Source organism: Natrinema sp. H-ect4 (assembly GCF_041894845.1).
Taxonomy (GTDB): Archaea; Halobacteriota; Halobacteria; order Halobacteriales; family Natrialbaceae; genus Natrinema.
Genome location: NZ_JBHDYC010000009.1, coordinates 89092 through 109212, shown reverse-complemented (window position 1 = coordinate 109212; position 20121 = coordinate 89092). Strand labels below are relative to the sequence as shown.

Genomic DNA, 20121 nt, shown 5'->3' with positions numbered 1-20121 from the left:
GTCGAAGGTTATAAGTCGCCATGGGGTAGTTTTCCTAACACGAATGAGTTCCTCTCCTGATTCTCAGAGTTTGTCAAAAAGGAGAGAGGAGTTGGAACGCGAGCTTCGGGACTGGTGGAACCAGCGGAACGAAGAATGGGGATCGGGAAAGGATGATGGCTTAGTGGAAGACGGCGGTGTGTGGTCTCACATGCCAGAAATTGACTCAAAAGAGGTTACAAGAGCCGCACCTGTTTGCGAAAAGCACCTTGATATCGACTTCGACCCCTCAATGATAAGGGAAGGCGGATATGGTTCTATTGACGACTTAATTGACCATCTCGTCCCGAAAATGATCGAAGAAGCACAGGAAACATTAGAACAATGACTCAAGATGGCGATTGGGAAGAGTTAGGAAGACAGCTAAGGAAGGCCCGAAAATATCGAGGGTATTCTCAAGAAGAGATCGCGGACTATCTAAATGCCTCTCGGTCATATATCGCGTTAGTTGAAAATGGACAGAAGAAAATTGACTCAGATCAACTCCAGAGCTTAGCTGATTTATATAATACAACAACTGATGAGCTGACAGGCGATCTTGAAGCTAAGACTGGGGAGAATAGACAGATAGACCTACTTGCCCGTGCTTCTCAGGACTTGGCAGATGAGGACAAAGAGGAGGTACTACGATTCGCCAAGTTCCTAAAAGGATGGCCCTCGGAAGGAAGAGAATGAGTAGAGAGGAAGTCTTAGATGCTGTAAAAGAAGCTACTTCCATTACTCGAGAACACATAGATGAATCACAGATCTGTTTTGATCTGATAACAGTCAGTGAAGAGCTTGATATCCCAGTCTTGTTTCGACCACTGGATAACATGTGGGGTGGAGCTATCTCTATTGGAGAAAAGAAGGGGATTTTAATAAAGTCAAATCTTCCTCGCCATCTCCAGCGATTCACACTCGCTCATGAAATCGGTCACATTGTCTTAGGCCACGAGAACAAATTCGATGAAGAGGTTGGCTTAAGCCAGCGAGCCACTGGACGTAGTGATCGACCTGTAGAAGAAATCGCAGCAGACACATTTGCATCAGAACTACTAGCTCCATTCACCCTCATCAAGAGAAATGCTGAACGCCAAGATTGGTCAAGAGACAAGCTGAAAGAGCCAGAATGGATTTACCAGTTATCATTAAGGCTGGGGATTAGTTTTGAAGCAACGTGCTGGGCACTAGTTGATCATGATCTGCTCAAGCGCAGCAAGGCGCAACAATATCGTGATGATAAAAAAATAGTCAAGGATATAAAGAACTCATTCATCCCGAATAGAGACTTCAGCAATTCCTATGCAGATGTTTGGTCGCTCTCGCAGGAAGATGCAGGGTTTACAATGGAAGCAAGCGAGGACGATCGCTTCCTCCTCGAGCTTGAAGAGCGTTCTTCCTCAGGCTACCGCTGGGAGACCATAGATGATAACAATGAAATCGAAATATTCCTCAACGAGAGCGATATGGAGGAGGGATATGGCTCGTTCTCCTCCCGAATCATAGGTTTCCAGTTCAATTCTCCAAGCGTACATACACTTGCGCTCCAGCATAAAAGGCCCTGGAATAATGACGTGATTCAGAAGGTGGAGTTCTCAATTGATAACCGAGGGAGAGAAGAAAAAGGCCTACCTCGCAGGATTAAACAGACGACTCTCATGGGGGCAACTACGTGAGTCTCGATATACAGATTGACCGGCGAAATGATCTCTTTGAGGTCCGGGATCAAGGTCCGTTACCCACTTGTCTATCCTACGCGACATCCACGGTTCACAGAGTTATTAAGGATCTTGATAACCCGTTATCTGCGGAAACACTCCACTATCACGCTACAGGAGCAGACTTGACCACAGGTAGCGAGATAGAAGAGGTCCAACAGGCTCTAAGTGAAAAAGGCCAACCAGAGAACCAATACTGTGAGTCAGTTCCATTCGAGGATCGCCAAGCTTTGAGCAGTTGGTCTCCGCCAGCAGATGTCCCTTTCTATCGATCTGATTCTAGCCAAGGCAGCTCTTCTCCCTCAATGGTAAAAGAGGCGATTCTTGAGTCAAAGCTACCGATCTTGGGAGTCAGTTTAACTGAGGGTTTTTACACCCCTAAACCTCCATGGGTATTCTCAGCTGGACAACCTCAAGGACTTCATGCAGTAATAGGTGTAGGACTGGCCGATTATGAAGGCGAGACGGTTGTTTTAATACGGAATAGTTGGGGTGAGGATTGGGCAAATTCTGGACATGCCTGGTTAGATAATTCTTTCCTTGAGAATAATTTGGAGGACGTATTAGTGTTGAGAAGGGGTGAAAGCGGATGACGGAGGTACATGAAGAAGAGACACGTCTTGAAGCATGGATTCAAGCGACGAACTCTGTCATGAGCGATGATTATAAGCAGGACGTGATTTTGCATATTGACTCGCCAGATGAACAACACGAGGACACCTCCGAAGTATTCGAGGAACTCAATGGGTTATATGATGAAGCGGATATGGAGCCGATCCATACGGTTGCAGAGTGGATTTTCCCGGGTTGGCTCTATACTCGGGAGGGTATGGAGGGAGTATATGAGACATATCCAGAACAACTGGATGACATGCAACATAATAGGTGGGGAACCTATTTTGAGCGGATGATTAAACGCAAAGACCCAGAAACAGGAGAAACGTTCAATCCGCTTAAAGATTTGATAGAGAAAATGCACAGGGCAAATCATGACGGCCAAACCTTCCACTCATGTTATGATATTGACCTTAGCGCCGGGTCTTTTGGCATGTCCTTGTATGACCCTTCCACTGATCGAAATAAGATCCGTGGTTTGCCCTGTCTTTCGCATCTTTCTTTCAAACTGTATGAGGGCGATGTGCACCTAACAGCATTATACCGCTCCCATGATTACAGATTCAAGGTGATAGGGAATCTGCTTGGATTGGCCCGTTTGCAGTCCTGTGTAGCCAATGAAGTCGATGCAGGAGTCGGACAACTGGTAGTTCATTCAAGCAGGGCGATGATTGATGATGATAAGCCAAAGAAAGGAAAGTTCACTGATCTTGTAGACAGATGGTATCGTGATATGAATAACCATTCCTTGAGTGCCTTTGACTGATTCTGGCACAAGGCTGAAGATCTGTATTTAGTTATTATCTTCCGCCGCGTTTATCACTTCCATGAGGTCGATATCGTGCTTTTCGCAGTACTGCTCCAGTGACGTAGGCTGCTTTTTCAGGTTGACCTCTTTGTAGTCATTCGTGGTCTTGCTGTCCTCGTGTCCGGACCTGTCCTGCACCTCAGAAAGAGGTCTTCCCTCCGCTTTGAGAAGGTCGGTTATCCTCGTGTGACGGAAGCTGTGCAGAGTACGTGGTTCCATACCGATCTCCCCAGCCAAACCGTACACTTTCCCGTTGACTTCCTTCCCCAGCTGGTAGTTCTCATCGCTATTATTCCGGTCAGGAAAGTACACAGACTCCCACTCTTCATCAGTCTCCGGGTCAACCCAGTCCCCGATCGGGACATCCTCGAGAATCTTCGGAACTAAACCAGTGTACAGCACCTTCTTGTGAGCCTTCTTTGACTTGGTACGGTTTTTCTCAATCTGGTATGCCCCGTGGTCATCATTGTAATCAGGGAGACGATGCTCTGGTTTCAACCGTTTCACCTCTCCCCACCGTGCCCCAAGTAGGTACAATGTCGCCCAGAACTTTGCTCGGATAGGAGGAGCCTTCCGCAACAGCTCGACTAGGTCCTCCTTGTAGATGTAATGGTACTTGACATCAGGACCCTCGTCCTGGTCATTGCTGCCCTCGGATTCTATGAGCTCCAGTATCTCGTTTTTCTTCTTCTTGAATAGGGAAATGGCTCGAGTCCTGGTGGTGAGATCTTTATCGAAGTACTGCTCCAACTCATCTATATCTGCTTCTTCCTCGATGAAGTCTCTGCGACGTTGGAACTGGAACTTGATGTACTGTCTGAGGTGTGTTCTCTCGCTTCCTGACTCGGTGTAGGTGGAGATCAGGCCGTCTATGTCGTAGTCGGGCTCGGTCAGTATGTCGAAATGGGGGTGCTTCCGTATATTGTTCCAGTAGGTTTTGAAGGTGCTTATCGAGTTGTCTTTTTCATCTTCGCTTACGATCCAGTTTCTGAAGTCCTCTTCCTCCCCCTCTACTTCTGATATCAGGGGTCTGACCTCATCTGGTTTGAGGGCGTTTTTTCTTGCTTTCTCTTTTTCCTCTGTGTAGTCTACTATGTTTGATTCCATAGTGGTGTTTGGTCTGTGGGTGCTTTTATCCCTTTTCCAGATAATACTATGTTATCTGTAAAACACTCTATTTCTAAATCCGTTTTTCTGTTTTTCTCTGTAGCTGGATTTTGAGCACTGAGAATTTGGAATTATTTTTCCACTCTAACCTTATTATAAGTTTATAGATAAGCCTATTCTAACCTTATATTTAAAAGAGTGTTTTCCCCATTAGACCATATGTCAGACACACAAGAATACGGGATGTTCAAGACACACCTTGATTCACACACAGCCCTGGCATCAGCAGCAGAAGAAGTGCTGAAAGAGGAAGGATCTGAACTCGATACCCCTACCCTCGCCAGCAAGATCGCACCAGAAAAAGTAGACGACATGAGTGAAAGCTACTGCAGATCTCTACTGCTTGAAGGCCGCGAATGGATAGTAGAAAACTCACAGGTAGAAATAGAGGAAAGAAGCCAAGAGACCGGTGGCAATGCCACCGTCTACTGGAAACTCATGTAGAAAGGTGAGAAATAATCGAAGAGGACCAACTCCAAAAGTATAACGCAAGAATAGAAAAACCAGCATCATTCACAACTGAACCCTACGAATTTGAGTTCTACCAACCTTACTACGAGAACTACTCGCTCAAACTAACCACTGGTTCCGGCAACGGGAAGAGCAAAGAAGGGCTCATAGCCGATGTCTACAGAAGAAACGGATATGAAGTACAGAACCTCTCCACCCACACTCTCCGCCATAGAGATAAAGACAATATCATCCGAAAATACATAGAGAGAAAAGCTGGCAAGGATGTCACTATGCTCTGCAAGGGAGGAGTTCCAGATCTTTTAGTCTATAAGATGAAGGACTATTATGGATTATCAAATGTTTTGCCGAGGATATCCAAAGTAAAAGTAAATGAGGTAGGTCATCAGGACTTCGATAGGCTCACTATCGAGACTAGGACCTATAGCGATCCTGTAGACACGTTAATTGAGGATGTTTTCTTTGTAGAGGTCAAATCATGGTCCGGTAATTTGAGCGGTAATCAGAAAAGCTGGATAGAGGAATACAAGCAGGACCTTCCAATAGCTGTAATCTGGGTAAAGCCTCTTGATGAGTCAGGATATCCTGGGGACGGAGATCTTGAAGATATCCTTCATCCTTTAGAACCTGAGGAGACACCTGATAACAATTGGGAAGAGGATGACTTAGATCACGGTGAGGGTAGGAAAAGAACAGATGCTACTCAAATTTAGGGTGTAAACTTAGTTTTGGTAAACGACGAAGACGATCATTCACGAGTCAAGCAGGCCGTCGACGATGAGGAAGCGGCTGAACAATCTTCTATCAAAATCAACGCACAAGGCCTTGAAGCAGATGTCGAGGTACGCGAACAAGAGGACCTGGAGACAGTTCTTGCGAACCTCGAGTTCTTAGCCCGGAGGGAAGGATTCGACACAGAAGTCTTGTCCCGATCGGTACAGGAGCAGGAAGATGACAGGGTTGAGCAACTGAACGGGGTTATTACGACTGTTGCAGAAAACGTCCAGGAACTCAACGAGAGAGTTGACCGGGTCGAGGATGAACTCGGCGGAGGTGAAGACAGTCAGCTCGCCGAAGTCATAGACAGGATCCAGGAACTTGAGGACTCAGTCCATGATCTGCCAGAGGATGTATCCCGTCACCTCGGAGAGCTCCGTGAACAAGTAACGGCGTTAGAGGAATACATCGAGGACGTCGACGAGTACGCCACTTCCGTCGACGACGAGTTAGAGGCCTTGAGGCAGAAAACCCAGAGGGAAGAGGAGCAGGGATCTTCGGAAACAGTAGACGACGAGAACGACGTCGACGAAGAAGAACCAGACGAGGACACCGCTGAAAGCGATACCACAGACGAGGAAGAAGACGAGGGTGAAGGCCTTTTCCGCTCTGTCAGCAGCTTCAACCAGCTTAGCAGAGAACAGAGAGCTGAGGAAGTAAAACAGGTCATCAAGGAGAACGGACCGATCGGTACCTCCGGGATCTGCGAGAAACTGTTCGGATACAAGGCCAAGTCAGGGACAGACACCTACGTAGCCGTCCAGAACATCATGCAGGACTTCAGGGACGAACTAGATAAGAAGGAGAAAGACGGTCTCGGTGTAGAATACCGCTTCCCAGAAACAGAAGACCAGGACTCCACAGCCAGTAGTGAACCTGAATCAGAGACCGTCAACGAGACAGAGGAATCTGAAATCGAAGAGCCAGGCGACCCCTCCACAGTCACCGAGCCAGAGGACTTGGAACCAGTAGAACAGATCAGTGATGACCGCAAGGATTTTTCTAAATGCCAGGGACGGCATACACTTCAGGAAATCCGGGAGAAAGACGAACTCGACATCGAAGCACAGGTCCTCAAAGCGTTCCAGGAATACGGTCGTATCTCTATCCCGGAAGCGACACAGGTCATATTCGGGTTTGAGGCCTCTGAGGAAGATGAGGAGTACCAGGCAGTATGGAACCAGCTCTCAAATCATAAAGCGAAAGAAGGTAAGAGAGTCGAAACCACAGAGAGAGAAGGAAAAGAGACCTTGTACGAGGTTTTCGGCCCATTCAAGCTGTCCAACCTGTACTACGACAGCCTTCACAAACTAATCTGCACCACTTGTGCCCCGGATCCCGAGGCGGTCTTTGATTCTCAGAAGGATGCCTTGAACCACAAGATAGAGACGAAGAACGATGAAGTGGTAGACAAGCACGATCTCTTTGTCTCAGCAAGCATCCCGAGTGACTGGCACAAGAAACAGAAAACCGTAGAACAGGTCGTCAACCGAGAGTGTGGTAATCAGTGAGGAAGCTTCTCGGCTATCTATTCCGTTTGCTTCTGGGTACGGCTGTGAGCTTCCTTACCGTCAATACCGTTATCGGCACATTGTACGGATTTCTCTTCCCCGGTTTCTTCCACGTCGGCCTGCTGTTCAGGCCAGACGTATTGATATTCACAATCCCACTTTCCGTCGTATTCTACTTGGCGGTCAAACTGCTTGACCCCGTATTCGAGGATTCCGGGAACCCGATTCGGAAGGAGTTCGAAGAGGTGATGCCTGATTTTGGACACTGAAACACCGGATAACGAGCGGAATGACCTGTTGAAGAAGGTCTACGAAATCGGTCACGGACTTGATCTCAGCGAAGATGCTCTTGACAAAGCCGTTGACTTGGTAGAAGCGTATAGAGACCAGTTCAAGGTATACGAGCAGTACCTGCCAGCAGCGGCAGTCCACGTTGCCTCTCGTCTTAATGATGAGCCGAGGACGCAGAAGATGATCGTTGCCTACCTCGAAGCTCAGGACAACCTGTTCACCGCTGACAAAGACGAAGATATCAGCCGATACGTGAGGGAAGATGTGAAGAAACTGAGGAAGCAGGAAGGAATCGATCTTTCCCTGGTCCGCAGCACCGAGTACCTGGACTACATCGTCCGTCAATTGGAGAACGTTGAAGCCAGTGATGATGTAGTTGAAACTGCTGAGAAGTACTGTGAAGCTGTCGAGAAGTACAACGGATTGTCTAGGAGTAAGGTAGCGATCGCCGGGTCCTGTCTCAAAGCGGCGGTGGAGGAAATAGGTAGAGAACACTCAGTTACCACTGCCCAATTGGCAGACGTGACAGGGATGAATCGGAAGACCTTCGAGAACAACCTCAAACACTTCCGCGAAAACGAGATCCTCCCTCAGTAGAGCACCTCATTTTTCTCTTCTTCTTTGGCCTTGTTGAAATCCTTTGAGAGTAACCCGTTCGTTCGAGAAGAGTCGGCCAATGAACGACCTTCCGAAATCAGATCTGCTTCGGTTCGTCGAACGGGCGGTTGAGCTTGCCAGTCGGGCAGTCGCTCGATATTCCTCAAAATTCTCGAAGAAGCGGTATACCCTTCGCCAGCATGTCGTCTTGCTCTGTCTGAAAGTGAAAAAGACCACCACGTACCGCGATCTCGTTGACGAGCTGATCGAGATGCCTCGCATCCGTGACGCCCTCAACCTCGATTCGATTCCCGCACCCTCGACACTCTGCAAGGCGTTCGACCGCCTGGAGATGGCCGTCTGGCGGGTTCTACTAAACGTCTCTGTCAGGGATTTGCCGGTCAACGGTGTTACCGGCATCGATGCGTCCGGGTTTGAACGAGCCCACACCTCAACTCACTATACGAAGCGAACGAACCTCACCATCCAGCAGTTGAAGACAACGCTGTTGGTCGATACCGCAACCAACGCCGTTCTCGACATTCATGTGACCACGACACGGAAACACGATACGAAGATTGCGCCACAGGTAGTGAAACGGAACGCAGCATCCATCACGGTGTTGACTGGTGACAAGGGATACGACGATCAGAAACTTCGGCAGGTCGCCCATGACCACGACATTCGACCACTTATCAAGCATCGGGAATTTACGTCACTTCACAAGGCGTGGAATGCACGACTTGATAGCGACCTCTACCATCAGCGGAACATGAACGAGTCGGTGAACGCCGCCATCAAACAGAAGTTCGGTGCGTTCGTGCGGTCACGCCGTTGGTGGAAGCAGTTCCGCGAACTCGTCATCAAGTGCGTCGTTCATAATGTGGAACAAAGCCTCGCTATGCCACATAATGAGAGTGATTGTCCGTAATTCTGAGAGAAACGGACTGCTGAATATGGCAAACGGAGAATGTATACAGTACTGACAGTCTTGAAATCACTTCCGTAGAAATCGTGTTGTCTTTTGTGTCTGTATTTGACCCCGGGATACCATCTCTAGGAGAGGGTTATTTATATACGCACCCGGGGTGAAAATGTGACATAGAACACAGATGCCTGATCAGGCACCTAAAAGAGAGGTGAGAGAGAAACTCTACGAGATATTTCGGCAAGACTTGTCGTTCGAACAAAAAGCACGTGATGCGCTGGATCTTGGAGCGGATTATCTAGATGCCGACAACGGACATCTTACCCGAATTGATCGGGAAAACGACCATTGGAAAGTGATGGTCAGTACCGATCCACCCGATGGACAGTTTCCGGCAGAAATGGAGCGTGATCTCGGGACAACGTACTGCCGTCGAACGATTGAGGAAGACGATCCAATCGCACTCTATGATGCCCCAAATCAGGGGTGGGCTGGCGATCCAGCCTTCGAAACGCTCGGGTTTCACAGCTATCACGGGACAACGCTCATCCCGAACGGGAACCCCTACGGCACGGTCGGTTTCGTCTCCGAATCTCCACGACCCAACCAGTTCCGTGATGAAGAGACGATGTTGGCCGAACTCCTCACCCGGTTACTCGAGCGCGAACTCAAACGCGTCCAACTCGAAACCGAACTCACGAGATATACCAATCTCTCCACCGTCCTCAACCGAGTACTTCGGCATAATCTTCGTAACGATTTGTCCGTCATTCGCGGGTTCACCGAACTCATCGGTGACAAGCTGGAAGATCAGACGGAGAGTGAGAAAGTCCTTACCAAGATCGACAACCTGTTAGAATTATCGAACAAAGCCCGCGAACTGGACCGAATCGTCGCTGCTGACTTCGAACGCGAATCGACCGACCTTGGGGCGCTCATGCAGGAAGTCATCGATGACGTTTCACAGGAGTACCCGTCCGCATCAATCACCGTCGATTACGACTACGGCATTTCGACCCCCGTGTTGCCGAGTTTTACCCGGGCAATCGAGCAATTGATCAAGAACGCCGCCAAGCATAGTGGCGAGTCTCCGAGTGTTACAGTGACGATCGAATCGGTCCCGAATGGTGCCAAGATTCAAATAACGGACAATGGACCGGGATTAGCCGATCACGAAGCAGAGGTCCTTGAAACGGGAACGGAGACACCGCTAACCCATGGGAGCGGATTGGGGTTGTGGCTGACTCACTGGATCGTGACCGCCCACGGTGGTTCCATTGAGGCAAGCGGTTCTGAAGCGGGAACGACGATGACGATCACACTCCCCAAGAAATCCGATATAGCGATTCAAGAGCAACTGGCGAAGATTACGCAGGCTCGGGATCAGTATCAGGAAGTATTCGAAAAGGCATCCGACGCGATGGTGATCATCAATGACGACACCCAAATTGTGAGTGCCAATTCGGAGGCAGCAAACATCTACGGACTTGATAGCCAGGAATTGCTCGGACAGCGCATTCCAGAATTTTTCCCGGAGGACTTCGATTTCGAAGCCGAGTGGCAACAGCTTCAGACTGAAGGGAGAACACGTAGTACAGTGACTATTGTGGGTAGAGATGGTGAGGAACGCGAAGTAGATTACTCCGCGGCGACCGATGTTATCCCTGGCAAACATCTCATGATTAGTCGTGAGAGTATCGATCACCAACCGTAGGTTGTGCGCGCTATGTACAGCAAAGGCCTTGAAATCTGACACCGGTCGAGGGTTTCAACAAGGCCTCTTCTTTCCAAATCCTGCTAACGTACCTCCCTCAGGAAGATAATTCAGGAGAAGGCCTGAATCAATGTGTAGCCCTTGTCAGCTACGTACAACAAGGCGAATACCGCCATAATCGCATCCAGGATGATGACAAGGTAAGACACGTAGATCAACGGTTCTGGTGCCTGAAGAATCGTAGTGTACCAGTTCACCAAGCCTCCGAACTGGGAAATGTTGATGCCTCTATGCACACCGTAGAACAGGCCGAACGTGATAGGTACGTACCGGGCTAACGGCAGTTCGGCACCAAGATCTGTTCCGAACAGGTACAACCCCATTACGAACATGACCGAGGCTGCGAAGACCCAGAAACCCGCAGTTGCTACTCCGTGCAGGGACGCAAATAAAACAGCAAACGGAGATACTCCCAAAATCACAGACAACAAAATACTCTCCGTCTTCTGATACAGAATCATCACCAAGGAAGCTGAAGCACCGAGCAAAGCCAGGTTCTCACCGCCAGGTGCCCACACCCCGTTGACAATACCCTTTACACTGGGTTGCTGACTGGACAACGCTGAGAAGGCATATCCCTCGGTCGGCGGAGCAAAAGCGTTCAAACGAACATTTGCCACCAAATTAGAAATATTGGGCGCTATCATACCTATCCAGACAGCGAAAGACGCCTCCGCCGTTGTCGACGAACTTCTAAAGAATGATCCAGCACCCAGCTCCACGAACAGGACGCCTACTATCCCCATCAAGGCAAAGATAACACCGAGGACAACAAGGTCAATATTTCCGTTCTGAGTGCCGTAGACGGCAAACATTAGACTGGAGAAAATCAGGACTCCAAGGATTCCGAAGATATTCACGAAATCCAGTTCGCTGTTGTTTCCTGGTACGAGTATGCTTGTAACTGCTCCCATCTTGTCTTATATCACCCTTCCTCTGAATCTTGTAATGCCTGCTACGAAGACGAATGCTCCAAAAATCACGGCGGAAGCCTCACCTGTAGGCAACGGAACTGAAAGTAGCTGGCCGCTACACCGTCCTTCCTCCAAGTATCTCTGCACCTGTTCCAGTCGTGAAGCGTTTTCTCCGCCTTCTGGCAGACAGATCTCCTCCCTGACCATCAAGGATGTCGCCGGAAGATCCGGAATCAACTGCCGGACTCCTTTCACCCATCGCGGTGTCGTGTCCACGGCCTGCACCGTCAAGTTCAGAGATCCTGCCTCACCTATCCCTGCACCTGTATCGAACCGGCAGGTGAACGTATCACCGAGACCTTGGCTTTGAAGCTCTGTCCTATTAGGAACATTAACTTTTGCCATTAATATAACATCCGCCCCGCCAGCTCCGAGATCATCTCTTGTCCCGGGGATTTTGAGTGAGGTGTTCTTACTGAATTTGTCCCCGACAAAGTTGCTCTGCACTCGGAAGTTGCTGCAGGCCGTTGTATCCCTTGTTTGAAGAGTTATCGAATTGGCCTCTTTTTCATAGTTCCAGACCGTGAAGTAGATCTTCGAGGTTGAACCAGGAGCAACAGTGTAGTAATCCTGAGTCGTAAACTCAACAGAATAATTTGTCTGGTTCCCATCTGAAGGAGGCTGCCTTATCGGAGCAGGAGCGCTTCCTGACGAATCATCATTGCCGACGGTATAGGTCAAAGCAGCTGTGTGACCGCCTTCATGGAGACTGCTGTTACCGAAATCATCCTCGACGGTGATGAACACAGTACCATTCCCATCTCGTAGAGATATATTCCCTGATCTCCCATTCACGTACGCCTCTAAGCTACCTCCATCTCTGTCAGATAGTTTCTCAAGATTTGACTCATCTACTGGGACGGTAATGTTTGATTCCTCTGTAAGATTTGTTGAGACTGTGAACGAGATATTGTTCCAAGCCTTTTCATAGTCAGTCTTATTCAAAAGGTCGAAAGATTGAGTATCGATCCCGCCAGGATTGCATGAAAACCCTACTGTCCGGTTCTCATCCGCCCATGCATTAACTGAGATACTTGTCTGATTGGCCTGGTTGCAGGAAGAAGGCGTATCCACAAATCCGGTAGTAGATATATTTGACCATGTGAAACCGAGCTGTTCTGAGAGTTCAAGGCCTCGAGTAGCTTCGTAGTTCTCTCCAATTGTTACTTGTTCAGGAATATACACCGGGTACTGTTTTTCAGTGATCCAGTCACCATGACTTTCTACAGTATGGCTTGTCGCGGATTTAGCGTTCAGTGTTCCACTCCAACTCTGCTCTGAATCGAGCGTCCCCGGTATCTCCAGAACAAGACTGTAATCTACAGCGTCTCCACCCTGATTATCTAATTCAATGCTTTGATTCAAGCACTGTTTTGTAAGTGAGCTACAAGAAGGATCCTGTCTATGCCCCGAATCAGTCTTCCTGATATCCAGCTCTTGATTCTCCGAGGACAGACCGACATCATCCGATATCGACACGTTCGTCTCTAGTGGGAAGGAGAAGGCTGCCTCCAAAGTCGTGTTAGTAAATACTGAAGCGGAGGAGAGGCCTTGATACGTGGCGAGATCCGATTCCCCGTCACTTGATAGACCAAGCTCTATCTGATTACTTTCCTTGCTTTCGTTGACCTTGATGGTAGCTGATTGGATGTTTGGCTTCGAGTTATCGATGTAGAAGCTATCGCTGTTTTCAGAACTGAATGAGATAGTGTTGCCGTAGGCATCCTCAGCTTCTAATACAGAAGCATTGTACCAGGTCTTAGTCTCGTTTATCTCAACGGGCTCACTGTACCAGAAGTCGCCGCTTTCAGTTGCCTCTCCATCCAACACTGTGGTGTCTCCTCTATTTGCTTTTATCTGAACTCGTTCTATTGAGTCGCCATCATCTGGATCTGTAATATTGATCCTCAACCTTACAGATTCACCGTAAGTCGGATTAGGGTCATCCCACGAGACACTGTTCAAATTTGGCGGGTAATTACAAATCACAGAGTTTCCATTGTAGTTGAGGTATGGATAACCCCAATTACAGTATTCTTCTGTGATCCAATACTTAGCACTGCTTGAGTCGAAATTGAACCCTGTTAGATTATCTGCAGCATTTGGATACGTCATTTGGTCAGTTTGCAGGCCTTCTGTTCCAGCGACATTCGAACTTCCGCCTACAGCGTTAGATTGTCCTGAGGTCTCTGTATTCCAGTATACAGAGGAAAAGCTTACATTGTACATGTTACCTGCTATCCCTCCGCTCCGGTCTCCATCCCCGCCTGTGACAGTCACATTCGCGGTCGAGTAACTCTCTACAATAGAGGTTTTGTAGCCTTGTCCATCCAAGGTCTGGATGAAACCTACTAAGCCTCCAGCATCATCTTCAGATACGATTTTTCCTCTAGAATAGCTGGTTGATATGCTTCCCTGTTCTAGTCTTCCAACCAGGCCTCCAGCATGGAACGATTCTCCTGAGCTGTAATCGTCTGCAGTAACTTTAGCGGTTGAGAAACTGTTGAGGATTTCCGCATCAAATACGTAACCAAATAATCCTCCTACGTTGTATTCTCCGTTTACAGTCCCTCTTGAAGATGATGTATAAAGTGTTATATTTGTTCTACCTGCTATTGCTCCGACGTATGCTTCACCGGTAATGTTTACATTTCTTAATCTTATTGATTCTATTTCTGCTACTCCACTTTTTTCTTGTGTTTTTATATTTTTGAAAAGACCGACGTTATCTTCGTTTGGACGATCTATGTACAGGTTGGATATAATACTATCTCCTCCATCAAACAAACCTGTGAATGCGGTGTTATCCGAACCTATCGGGTTGAATCCTTTTCCATTCTCCCATTTCTTGGTTATCGTGCAGTCAATTTTTCTTGAAACAGAATATGATTGAGATAGACTTCTGTCTATAGCTTGAAGATCATAGCAATTTTTCACGTAGTAGTCTATTATAGCATTATCTGACTCGTAATTTTGCCAGCTTAGTTTTGGGTATGAGTATAGATTATTCCATGTATTGGAGAAGTCTAAACCAGCCATATTAGATTCTGCATCAACGGTCTGCATTTCAGAGGTGTACAGTCCTGTTCCTCCAGCACTAGAATCCTGGTTAGATTTGTTTATATCCCAGTATGAATCTGTGATAACCGGTGTATCTCCTGCTGTGTTTCTTTCTCCAACAAGGCCACCAACATTCGAGTCTCCAGAGGTGAATCCTGCAGTATAGCTGTATTCAATGTTGCCCGCAGAGAAATACCCTGCAAGGCCTCCTACACTATCGCCTCCGTCTACCCGTGAGTAAGAATAACTGTTAGATATGTTAGCTCCGTACTGCCATCCTACCAAGCCTCCTACGTTGGTACCTCCTGTGACATTGGCAGCACCAAAGCTCTTAGAAATCTTTGCGCTCGATCCATCATTAATTCCTACTAAGCCGCCTGCACGGTCTCCGCCTATGACTCTGGCTCTACTGTAACTGGACAGGACATCACCCTCGTTCCTGCCTACAAGACCTCCAACATTGTATGATCCACTGTTTGAAACCTTTCCTGTAGTATGGCTATTTGAGATAGTCCCAACGTTCACTCCGGAAATGACTCCTATATTGTTCCCTGAGCTTACAATATCTGCTTGTTTGACCGCTAGATTTGCCACCTCTCCACTGGAGGCTATGTATCCGAATAGACCAGCTTCCTCTGTATCCCGGTTTATGTAGAGTTCTGAAATACTGTTCCCGCTGCCGTCAAGGCTTCCTGAGAAAGGAGTGTTGGAGTCTCCTATCGGGTTAAATCCGTTTCCGTTGTTCCAGTTTTCGGTCTGTGAGGCGTCAATGTTACTTGAGAGAACGTAATGTGCGCTGAGATTGCTACTGATGTCCTGCAACTGGTCGACGTTCGAGATCTGGTAAGGGTCGCTGCTAGTCCCTGAACCACCTGCGAACGCTGAATATACTCCTTGAGCTATAAGCTGGTTCTTCCTATCCAAGTCCTGCAGTATAGAGTATCCATCTGCTGAAGCATCACCGTCTTCAGAGTTAACTGTACTCCAGTTATTTGTAAAATCAAAACCGCTCATATTTGTCTCAGCTTCCTGCCCTTGCATCTCGCTCGTGGTCAAACCAGTACCCCCAGCACTCGAAGACTGACCTGAAGACTCAGTATCCCAATAAGAATCCGAAACACTGCCGCCGTTGTTTCCGACCAAACCACCCACCCCGGAGTCGCCGGAGACACTGCCCATACTGTAACTATCAGAAACAGTGCCCTGATTGTTGTTTCCGACCAAACCACCCACATAGCCGTCGCCGGAGACACTGCTCATACTGTAACTATCAGAAACAGTGCCTTGGTAGATGTTTCCGACCAAACCACCCACACGGTCGCCGCCGGAGACACTGCCCGTGGAATAACTGGAAGAAACACTGCCGCTGCTGTATCCGAGCAAACCACCTACCTGAGTGCTGCCGGAGACACTGCCCGTACTGAAACTATTCGAAATACTACCCTCGTTCCATCCGACCAAACCACCTGTCCAGCTGGAGCCGGTGATGTTCATGTTCACCAAGCCGATATTCTTGAGTTCTCCACCACTACCCGTGGCTCCGATTAACCCTACATTATCCGAGTTTCCCTCATCAATCGTCAAGGATTCAACTACATACCCTTGCCCATCCAACACCCCGGTAAACTGGTTGCTGTAGTCGCCGACACTGCTGAACGAAAACCCTGATGCATCTATATCACTTATTAAGACATAGTTGGCAGATAAATCGTTCTGCATGTCCTGGAGCTGTTGAGTTGTCTCGATTTGATATGGGTTAGAACTTGAACCGTCTCCTCCTGCAAATGCAGAGACCTGACCCACAAATAGCAAGGTAGATACAACTGTTGCTAAAAGAGCTCTCTGCTTCCTCGAAACCATATATAAAAAGTATCTGATATGAGTTAAAAAACCACGACATAGAATGGAGACTGAACACTTTAATCAACTTTAATTTAGTGTATGTAAACTCTCTAAATTCTATCTTCAAACCAGTTCTGAAGATCAAGTACGAAGACACGGAAGCTCGACCAAGGGCTGTCCCTGACAACGAGAGTGGCATCTGTAACACAGCGACCTCCACTTAGAGTACCATTCACGTTTTCTGGACAGACTTTCTTAACCGACGCCTGACTGTAGCACATCCCGCCTTCACCCATCGTAGACCCAGCTGGACACCTTTCTTCGACCTCAGGATTGAAGACACAGACACCAAGCTCCTTATTGTAACGCCCCTTCTCACACACCGTTTGAGTCGATGGCGTCACAACGCAGCTACCCGCTTCAGGACTCCACACCCCTGAGCTACAACGATGTACCACTGATGGAGTCACAACGCAATCTCCTGTAGTCTTATTCAGAGTTCCTTCCTCACAGACTCTGTTCACTTCAACCTCGTTGGCGTTGACGACCCAGAACATTGTGTAGGTCTGGCCCTCAGGAACGGAGAAGGACTTGTCATCGACGAGCTTCTGGTATGGTGAGGTAATCCGATCAGTCTGGACACCGTCATTAGTCACGATCGTTGGGTGGCGGCTGCAGAAGTAGGATGGATCCGGCGCTACATCGTTCCTGTCGTAGGTCCCTGGCTCGAAGGTCTCCGTGACAATAGTATAATTCTCTGGCAGGAAGCAAGTGTCCCCACGTAGATGGAGATCTTCGTCAATCACACACACGCCATCAACCCATTCAGCTGCTTCTCCGCAGTACTTGATGTCGGCAGTGAACCAAGCAGTTTCTGTCTTGAAATCGGAGAACCCGAAGTCCGGGTTCTCAATGCTTTTCGCCCCGGTAAATGATTTCTCGTCAGCTGGGATACGAGGATTATCGACGTGGACCCGGATCGATTTGTTGACCGTCTTGTTCACCTGGTACTGACTGATATCATACTCAGAAAAACTGCCGGAGACACTGTACTCGTTAGTCCCTTTGTCCAGGTAAGGGCCGACAGGTAAGACGTGGTTCTTCTCGAAGGCCTCCACACGGACCTCGTCGACAGCCAACCTATTCCAATCATTCGTGAGAGAAACATTGAACAAGACTCTGCGCTGCCCTCCACCGGTTTTCTCCATGTGGAAGTCATTGATATCGGCCTTGATCGATTCCTTCGGGATCGTGACTGTGACATCTCCGCCTAAAGCAATGTAGTTGTCATACTCTTGGCTGTACGGGTATCCATCATACAGTACAGTATCTACACCTCTCGTAACAGAGACCTTGACACCGTCATGCTGGAAAGACCCGTCTAGATCCACGGCCTGACTTTCCCCTCCGATATGCACTGTTCCAACGTCAGTATCATCTCCTGAAGGGTTTGCGTGGTTCTCGATTTTTACTTGGTCCCCGTAGAAATTGAAGGTATCCGGGTAATCAGCATACGGCGTCCAGGTACTGCTTGTATACAAGTCGAAGCTGGCACCCTCTACATCCTGAGTAAGAGTATTATCCTGTCCCGAGGCAAGAGACAGTTCTGAGATATCGAAGAAACTGAAACCTCCGATTAGAAGGATTACAAGCACTGCTGCAGATATCACACGCAAGTCAAGGAGTTTCACGTCTCTACAAAGACAATTACCTAAAAGGATTGATAAAAGGTCAGGACGGCAGTAGTTCAGGCCTCGAAGTGATCGCGACCTCGACCTCGGTAAAGTTGAAACCGGAATCCTCGCTTCCAGTGATCTCCCAGCACTTCACGCCGCCGACCTCTCCACGAACCTTTACTATACGATCGTAGGCAATGCAGGTATAATCCATTTCAGGGCTTTCCAAGTCCTTATCCTCATCACTAAGCTCATCTGAGTATCCTGGCTGTGTGTGTAGAAACCCGTCAAAGTCTGTACTGGAGAAGTCACTGATACAGCTTCCGGAGATCGAGGTCTTAGTCGACTCCGAGATGTTATCCACGAAACGGAGCTCGGTGACAACGCCGTCATCCACTTTCATACAGAAAAGTCTCTCATCTCCTACAGGATCCGGGCCGTACGAAGTCGATGACACAGAATTAACCATTTGAACGTCTTCCCTGGCAAGGGTTAGATCCGCGTCTTCTCCGTCTCCGAAAGCATCGAGGCCTTCCCTCAAAACGAAACGGTACTGGGCATCGAACTGCGGATTCGCCGCCAATACAAAGCCTCCAGCAACGACGACAAAACTGATAGATACGACGATATACACGAAATCTTCCAAAGTGATGGTTAGGAGGCGTTCTAAAAATCGGGCAGGCAACTCAATCATCTATACACAGAAATTATCATTTAGTAATTAAAAAGAAAAGGGGAATGGGTGGAAAGAGGCCTTTTGCTTAGGCCGAATAACCTACAGCTCCGCCAGAGTTACCCCTGGAAGGAGACTGCAGATCCATCTCCGATCGCATTGTCGAAGATGTCGAAACCGTTGACGCTGATGATTGACTCACCAGGTCCGATCTGACCGTCGCCAGCTGCGTTCTCGTCAGTGTCGAACTCTCCTGTAACTGTGACCTGAATCTCTGCTGCACCAGTTGCCTTCTCAGGGTTAGTGCTTAGATCCATGTCACTGTTTGTGAGAGCGTTTCTGAACGAGGTTGAGTCTGATAGAGGTCCTGTGGAACCGTCCTTCAGACTTTCACTGTAGACTTCTTCTCCGTCGACCATTACTGAAACGTCGACTTCGGAAATTCCTTCACCGTCGTTGAAGCCTGTTACTTCGACGTCACCGAGGTAGGCAACTCCCTGCGAGACTTCAACTGATCTCTCAAGTGTTACTGTCTTACTACCGTTGCTCTCGAAGCTTAGGTCACTTCCAGCGCTGAAGTACTTACTGTCAGAAGTCTTGTAGCCTGCAGAGTCAGTTCCGTACGTTGCCCACTGGTCAAAGTTGGCTTCGTCGTCCAGGTTGATCGTCTTTCCAGCTTCTGCAAATGCCGTTCCTACTGTCTCAGGCATTCCTTCTCTCCAGAAACTGTAGTGGTACTCTCTTGGATCGCTCTTGTCCACGAGGACGAACTGGTAGTTCTGATCCTGGTGCTTTACCTCGCTAAAGGTAGCTGTGTCACCGTTGCTGATTTCTACGACTTCGTAATCTACTCCGGCCTGTAGGCCGCTTGTTGCATCACTGATCGAGAAGTCGTCGTAATCACCGACGTCCGGGACATCTACGCCAGGCTGGAACTTGTATACTTCTGCTGACGATACGTCGAGTGGAAGGGTTACTTCACCGTCGACTCCCCAGTCGTTTACTGAGACTGTGTCACCAGAAGGAACCGTCTGGTTCCCATCGGAACCGCCGTTGTCACCTGCAAATGCGTTCAGCATTCCGAAGCCGCCGGTAAATGCACCTGCGACAATCAGAGCCGATACGATACCCAGTGCTACTCCTACTTTTGAATCCATAATCTAATTTGTCACCTCCATAATAAATGGGTCAAGCAAGGGCTGGTCCAAGCTGGAGAGA

18 protein-coding genes are annotated in these 20121 nt (G+C 48.3%); 12 read left to right on the top strand and 6 right to left on the bottom strand.

Going from position 1 to position 20121, the window contains the following annotated elements; all coding sequences use genetic code 11:
* Window positions 1-43: 43 nt before the first annotated feature.
* The 5 genes from ACEWFR_RS13120 to ACEWFR_RS13100 all read left to right on the top strand — a co-directional run bounded on the left by ACEWFR_RS13120 (window position 44) and on the right by ACEWFR_RS13100 (window position 3120).
* Window positions 44-367: a hypothetical protein gene (locus ACEWFR_RS13120; RefSeq protein WP_374061465.1), complete on the top strand. Its 324-nt coding sequence runs from the start codon at window positions 44-46 to the stop codon at window positions 365-367.
* The gene (locus tag ACEWFR_RS13115) at window positions 364-714 is read left to right on the top strand and encodes a helix-turn-helix domain-containing protein (protein ID WP_374061464.1); all 351 of its coding nucleotides are present in this window, start codon (window positions 364-366) and stop codon (window positions 712-714) included. The genes ACEWFR_RS13120 and ACEWFR_RS13115 overlap by 4 nt, the downstream gene beginning before the upstream one ends.
* Window positions 711-1697: an ImmA/IrrE family metallo-endopeptidase gene (locus tag ACEWFR_RS13110; protein ID WP_374061463.1), complete on the top strand. Its 987-nt coding sequence runs from the start codon at window positions 711-713 to the stop codon at window positions 1695-1697. The genes ACEWFR_RS13115 and ACEWFR_RS13110 overlap by 4 nt, the downstream gene beginning before the upstream one ends.
* Window positions 1698-2044: 347 nt before the next feature.
* A complete protein-coding gene (locus tag ACEWFR_RS13105) occupies window positions 2045-2332 on the top strand; it encodes a C1 family peptidase (RefSeq protein ID WP_374061462.1) in 288 nt (95 codons plus the stop codon).
* A complete protein-coding gene (locus tag ACEWFR_RS13100) occupies window positions 2329-3120 on the top strand; it encodes a hypothetical protein (RefSeq protein WP_374061461.1) in 792 nt (263 codons plus the stop codon). Before ACEWFR_RS13105 ends, ACEWFR_RS13100 begins: the two co-directional genes overlap by 4 nt.
* A gap of 27 nt (window positions 3121-3147) precedes the next feature.
* Here the strand turns inward: ACEWFR_RS13100 and ACEWFR_RS13095 are convergent, their stop codons facing one another.
* Window positions 3148-4269 (bottom strand): tyrosine-type recombinase/integrase, encoded by a 1122-nt coding sequence (locus ACEWFR_RS13095; RefSeq protein ID WP_374061460.1) that lies wholly within the window; start codon window positions 4267-4269, stop codon window positions 3148-3150.
* Window positions 4270-4488: 219 nt separating this feature from the next.
* Here ACEWFR_RS13095 and ACEWFR_RS13090 point away from each other — a divergent pair, with 219 nt between their 5' ends.
* The 7 genes from ACEWFR_RS13090 (at window position 4489) to ACEWFR_RS13060 (ending at window position 10618) form a co-directional block, all read left to right on the top strand.
* Window positions 4489-4773 carry a hypothetical protein gene (locus tag ACEWFR_RS13090; RefSeq protein WP_374061459.1) on the top strand — a complete coding sequence of 95 codons (285 nt, stop codon included), beginning with the start codon at window positions 4489-4491 and terminating at the stop codon, window positions 4771-4773.
* A 299-nt stretch (window positions 4774-5072) separates the two neighbouring features.
* Complete coding sequence (locus tag ACEWFR_RS13085) at window positions 5073-5513, top strand: hypothetical protein (protein WP_374061458.1); 441 nt, start codon at window positions 5073-5075, stop codon at window positions 5511-5513.
* Between the two features lie 15 nt (window positions 5514-5528).
* The gene (locus tag ACEWFR_RS13080; protein ID WP_374061457.1) at window positions 5529-7088 is read left to right on the top strand and encodes a hypothetical protein; all 1560 of its coding nucleotides are present in this window, start codon (window positions 5529-5531) and stop codon (window positions 7086-7088) included.
* Entirely contained in the window at window positions 7085-7357 is a 273-nt protein-coding gene (locus ACEWFR_RS13075) for a hypothetical protein (RefSeq protein ID WP_374061456.1), read from the top strand. Before ACEWFR_RS13080 ends, ACEWFR_RS13075 begins: the two co-directional genes overlap by 4 nt.
* On the top strand, window positions 7347-7976 hold the full coding sequence (locus ACEWFR_RS13070) for a hypothetical protein (RefSeq protein WP_374061455.1): 630 nt from the start codon (window positions 7347-7349) through the stop codon (window positions 7974-7976). The genes ACEWFR_RS13075 and ACEWFR_RS13070 overlap by 11 nt, the downstream gene beginning before the upstream one ends.
* Window positions 7977-8055: 79 nt before the next feature.
* Window positions 8056-8907 carry an IS5 family transposase gene (locus tag ACEWFR_RS13065; protein WP_374061454.1) on the top strand — a complete coding sequence of 284 codons (852 nt, stop codon included), beginning with the start codon at window positions 8056-8058 and terminating at the stop codon, window positions 8905-8907.
* Between the two features lie 208 nt (window positions 8908-9115).
* Window positions 9116-10618, top strand: a complete 1503-nt coding sequence (locus tag ACEWFR_RS13060) for an ATP-binding protein (RefSeq protein ID WP_374061453.1) — start codon at window positions 9116-9118, stop codon at window positions 10616-10618.
* A 110-nt stretch (window positions 10619-10728) separates the two neighbouring features.
* On the opposite strand, the gene ACEWFR_RS13055 is transcribed toward ACEWFR_RS13060, so the two are convergent.
* The 5 genes from ACEWFR_RS13055 to ACEWFR_RS13035 form a co-directional block, all read right to left on the bottom strand.
* A complete protein-coding gene (locus ACEWFR_RS13055) occupies window positions 10729-11592 on the bottom strand; it encodes a hypothetical protein (protein WP_374061452.1) in 864 nt (287 codons plus the stop codon).
* A gap of 6 nt (window positions 11593-11598) precedes the next feature.
* Window positions 11599-16572 (bottom strand): hypothetical protein, encoded by a 4974-nt coding sequence (locus ACEWFR_RS13050; protein ID WP_374061451.1) that lies wholly within the window; start codon window positions 16570-16572, stop codon window positions 11599-11601.
* A 92-nt stretch (window positions 16573-16664) separates the two neighbouring features.
* Window positions 16665-18245, bottom strand: a complete 1581-nt coding sequence (locus tag ACEWFR_RS13045) for a hypothetical protein (RefSeq protein ID WP_374061450.1) — start codon at window positions 18243-18245, stop codon at window positions 16665-16667.
* Between the two features lie 40 nt (window positions 18246-18285).
* Window positions 18286-18876 carry a hypothetical protein gene (locus tag ACEWFR_RS13040; protein ID WP_374061449.1) on the bottom strand — a complete coding sequence of 197 codons (591 nt, stop codon included), beginning with the start codon at window positions 18874-18876 and terminating at the stop codon, window positions 18286-18288.
* 146 nt (window positions 18877-19022) lie between these two features.
* Window positions 19023-20060: a hypothetical protein gene (locus ACEWFR_RS13035; RefSeq protein WP_374061448.1), complete on the bottom strand. Its 1038-nt coding sequence runs from the start codon at window positions 20058-20060 to the stop codon at window positions 19023-19025.
* Window positions 20061-20121 lie beyond the last annotated feature (61 nt).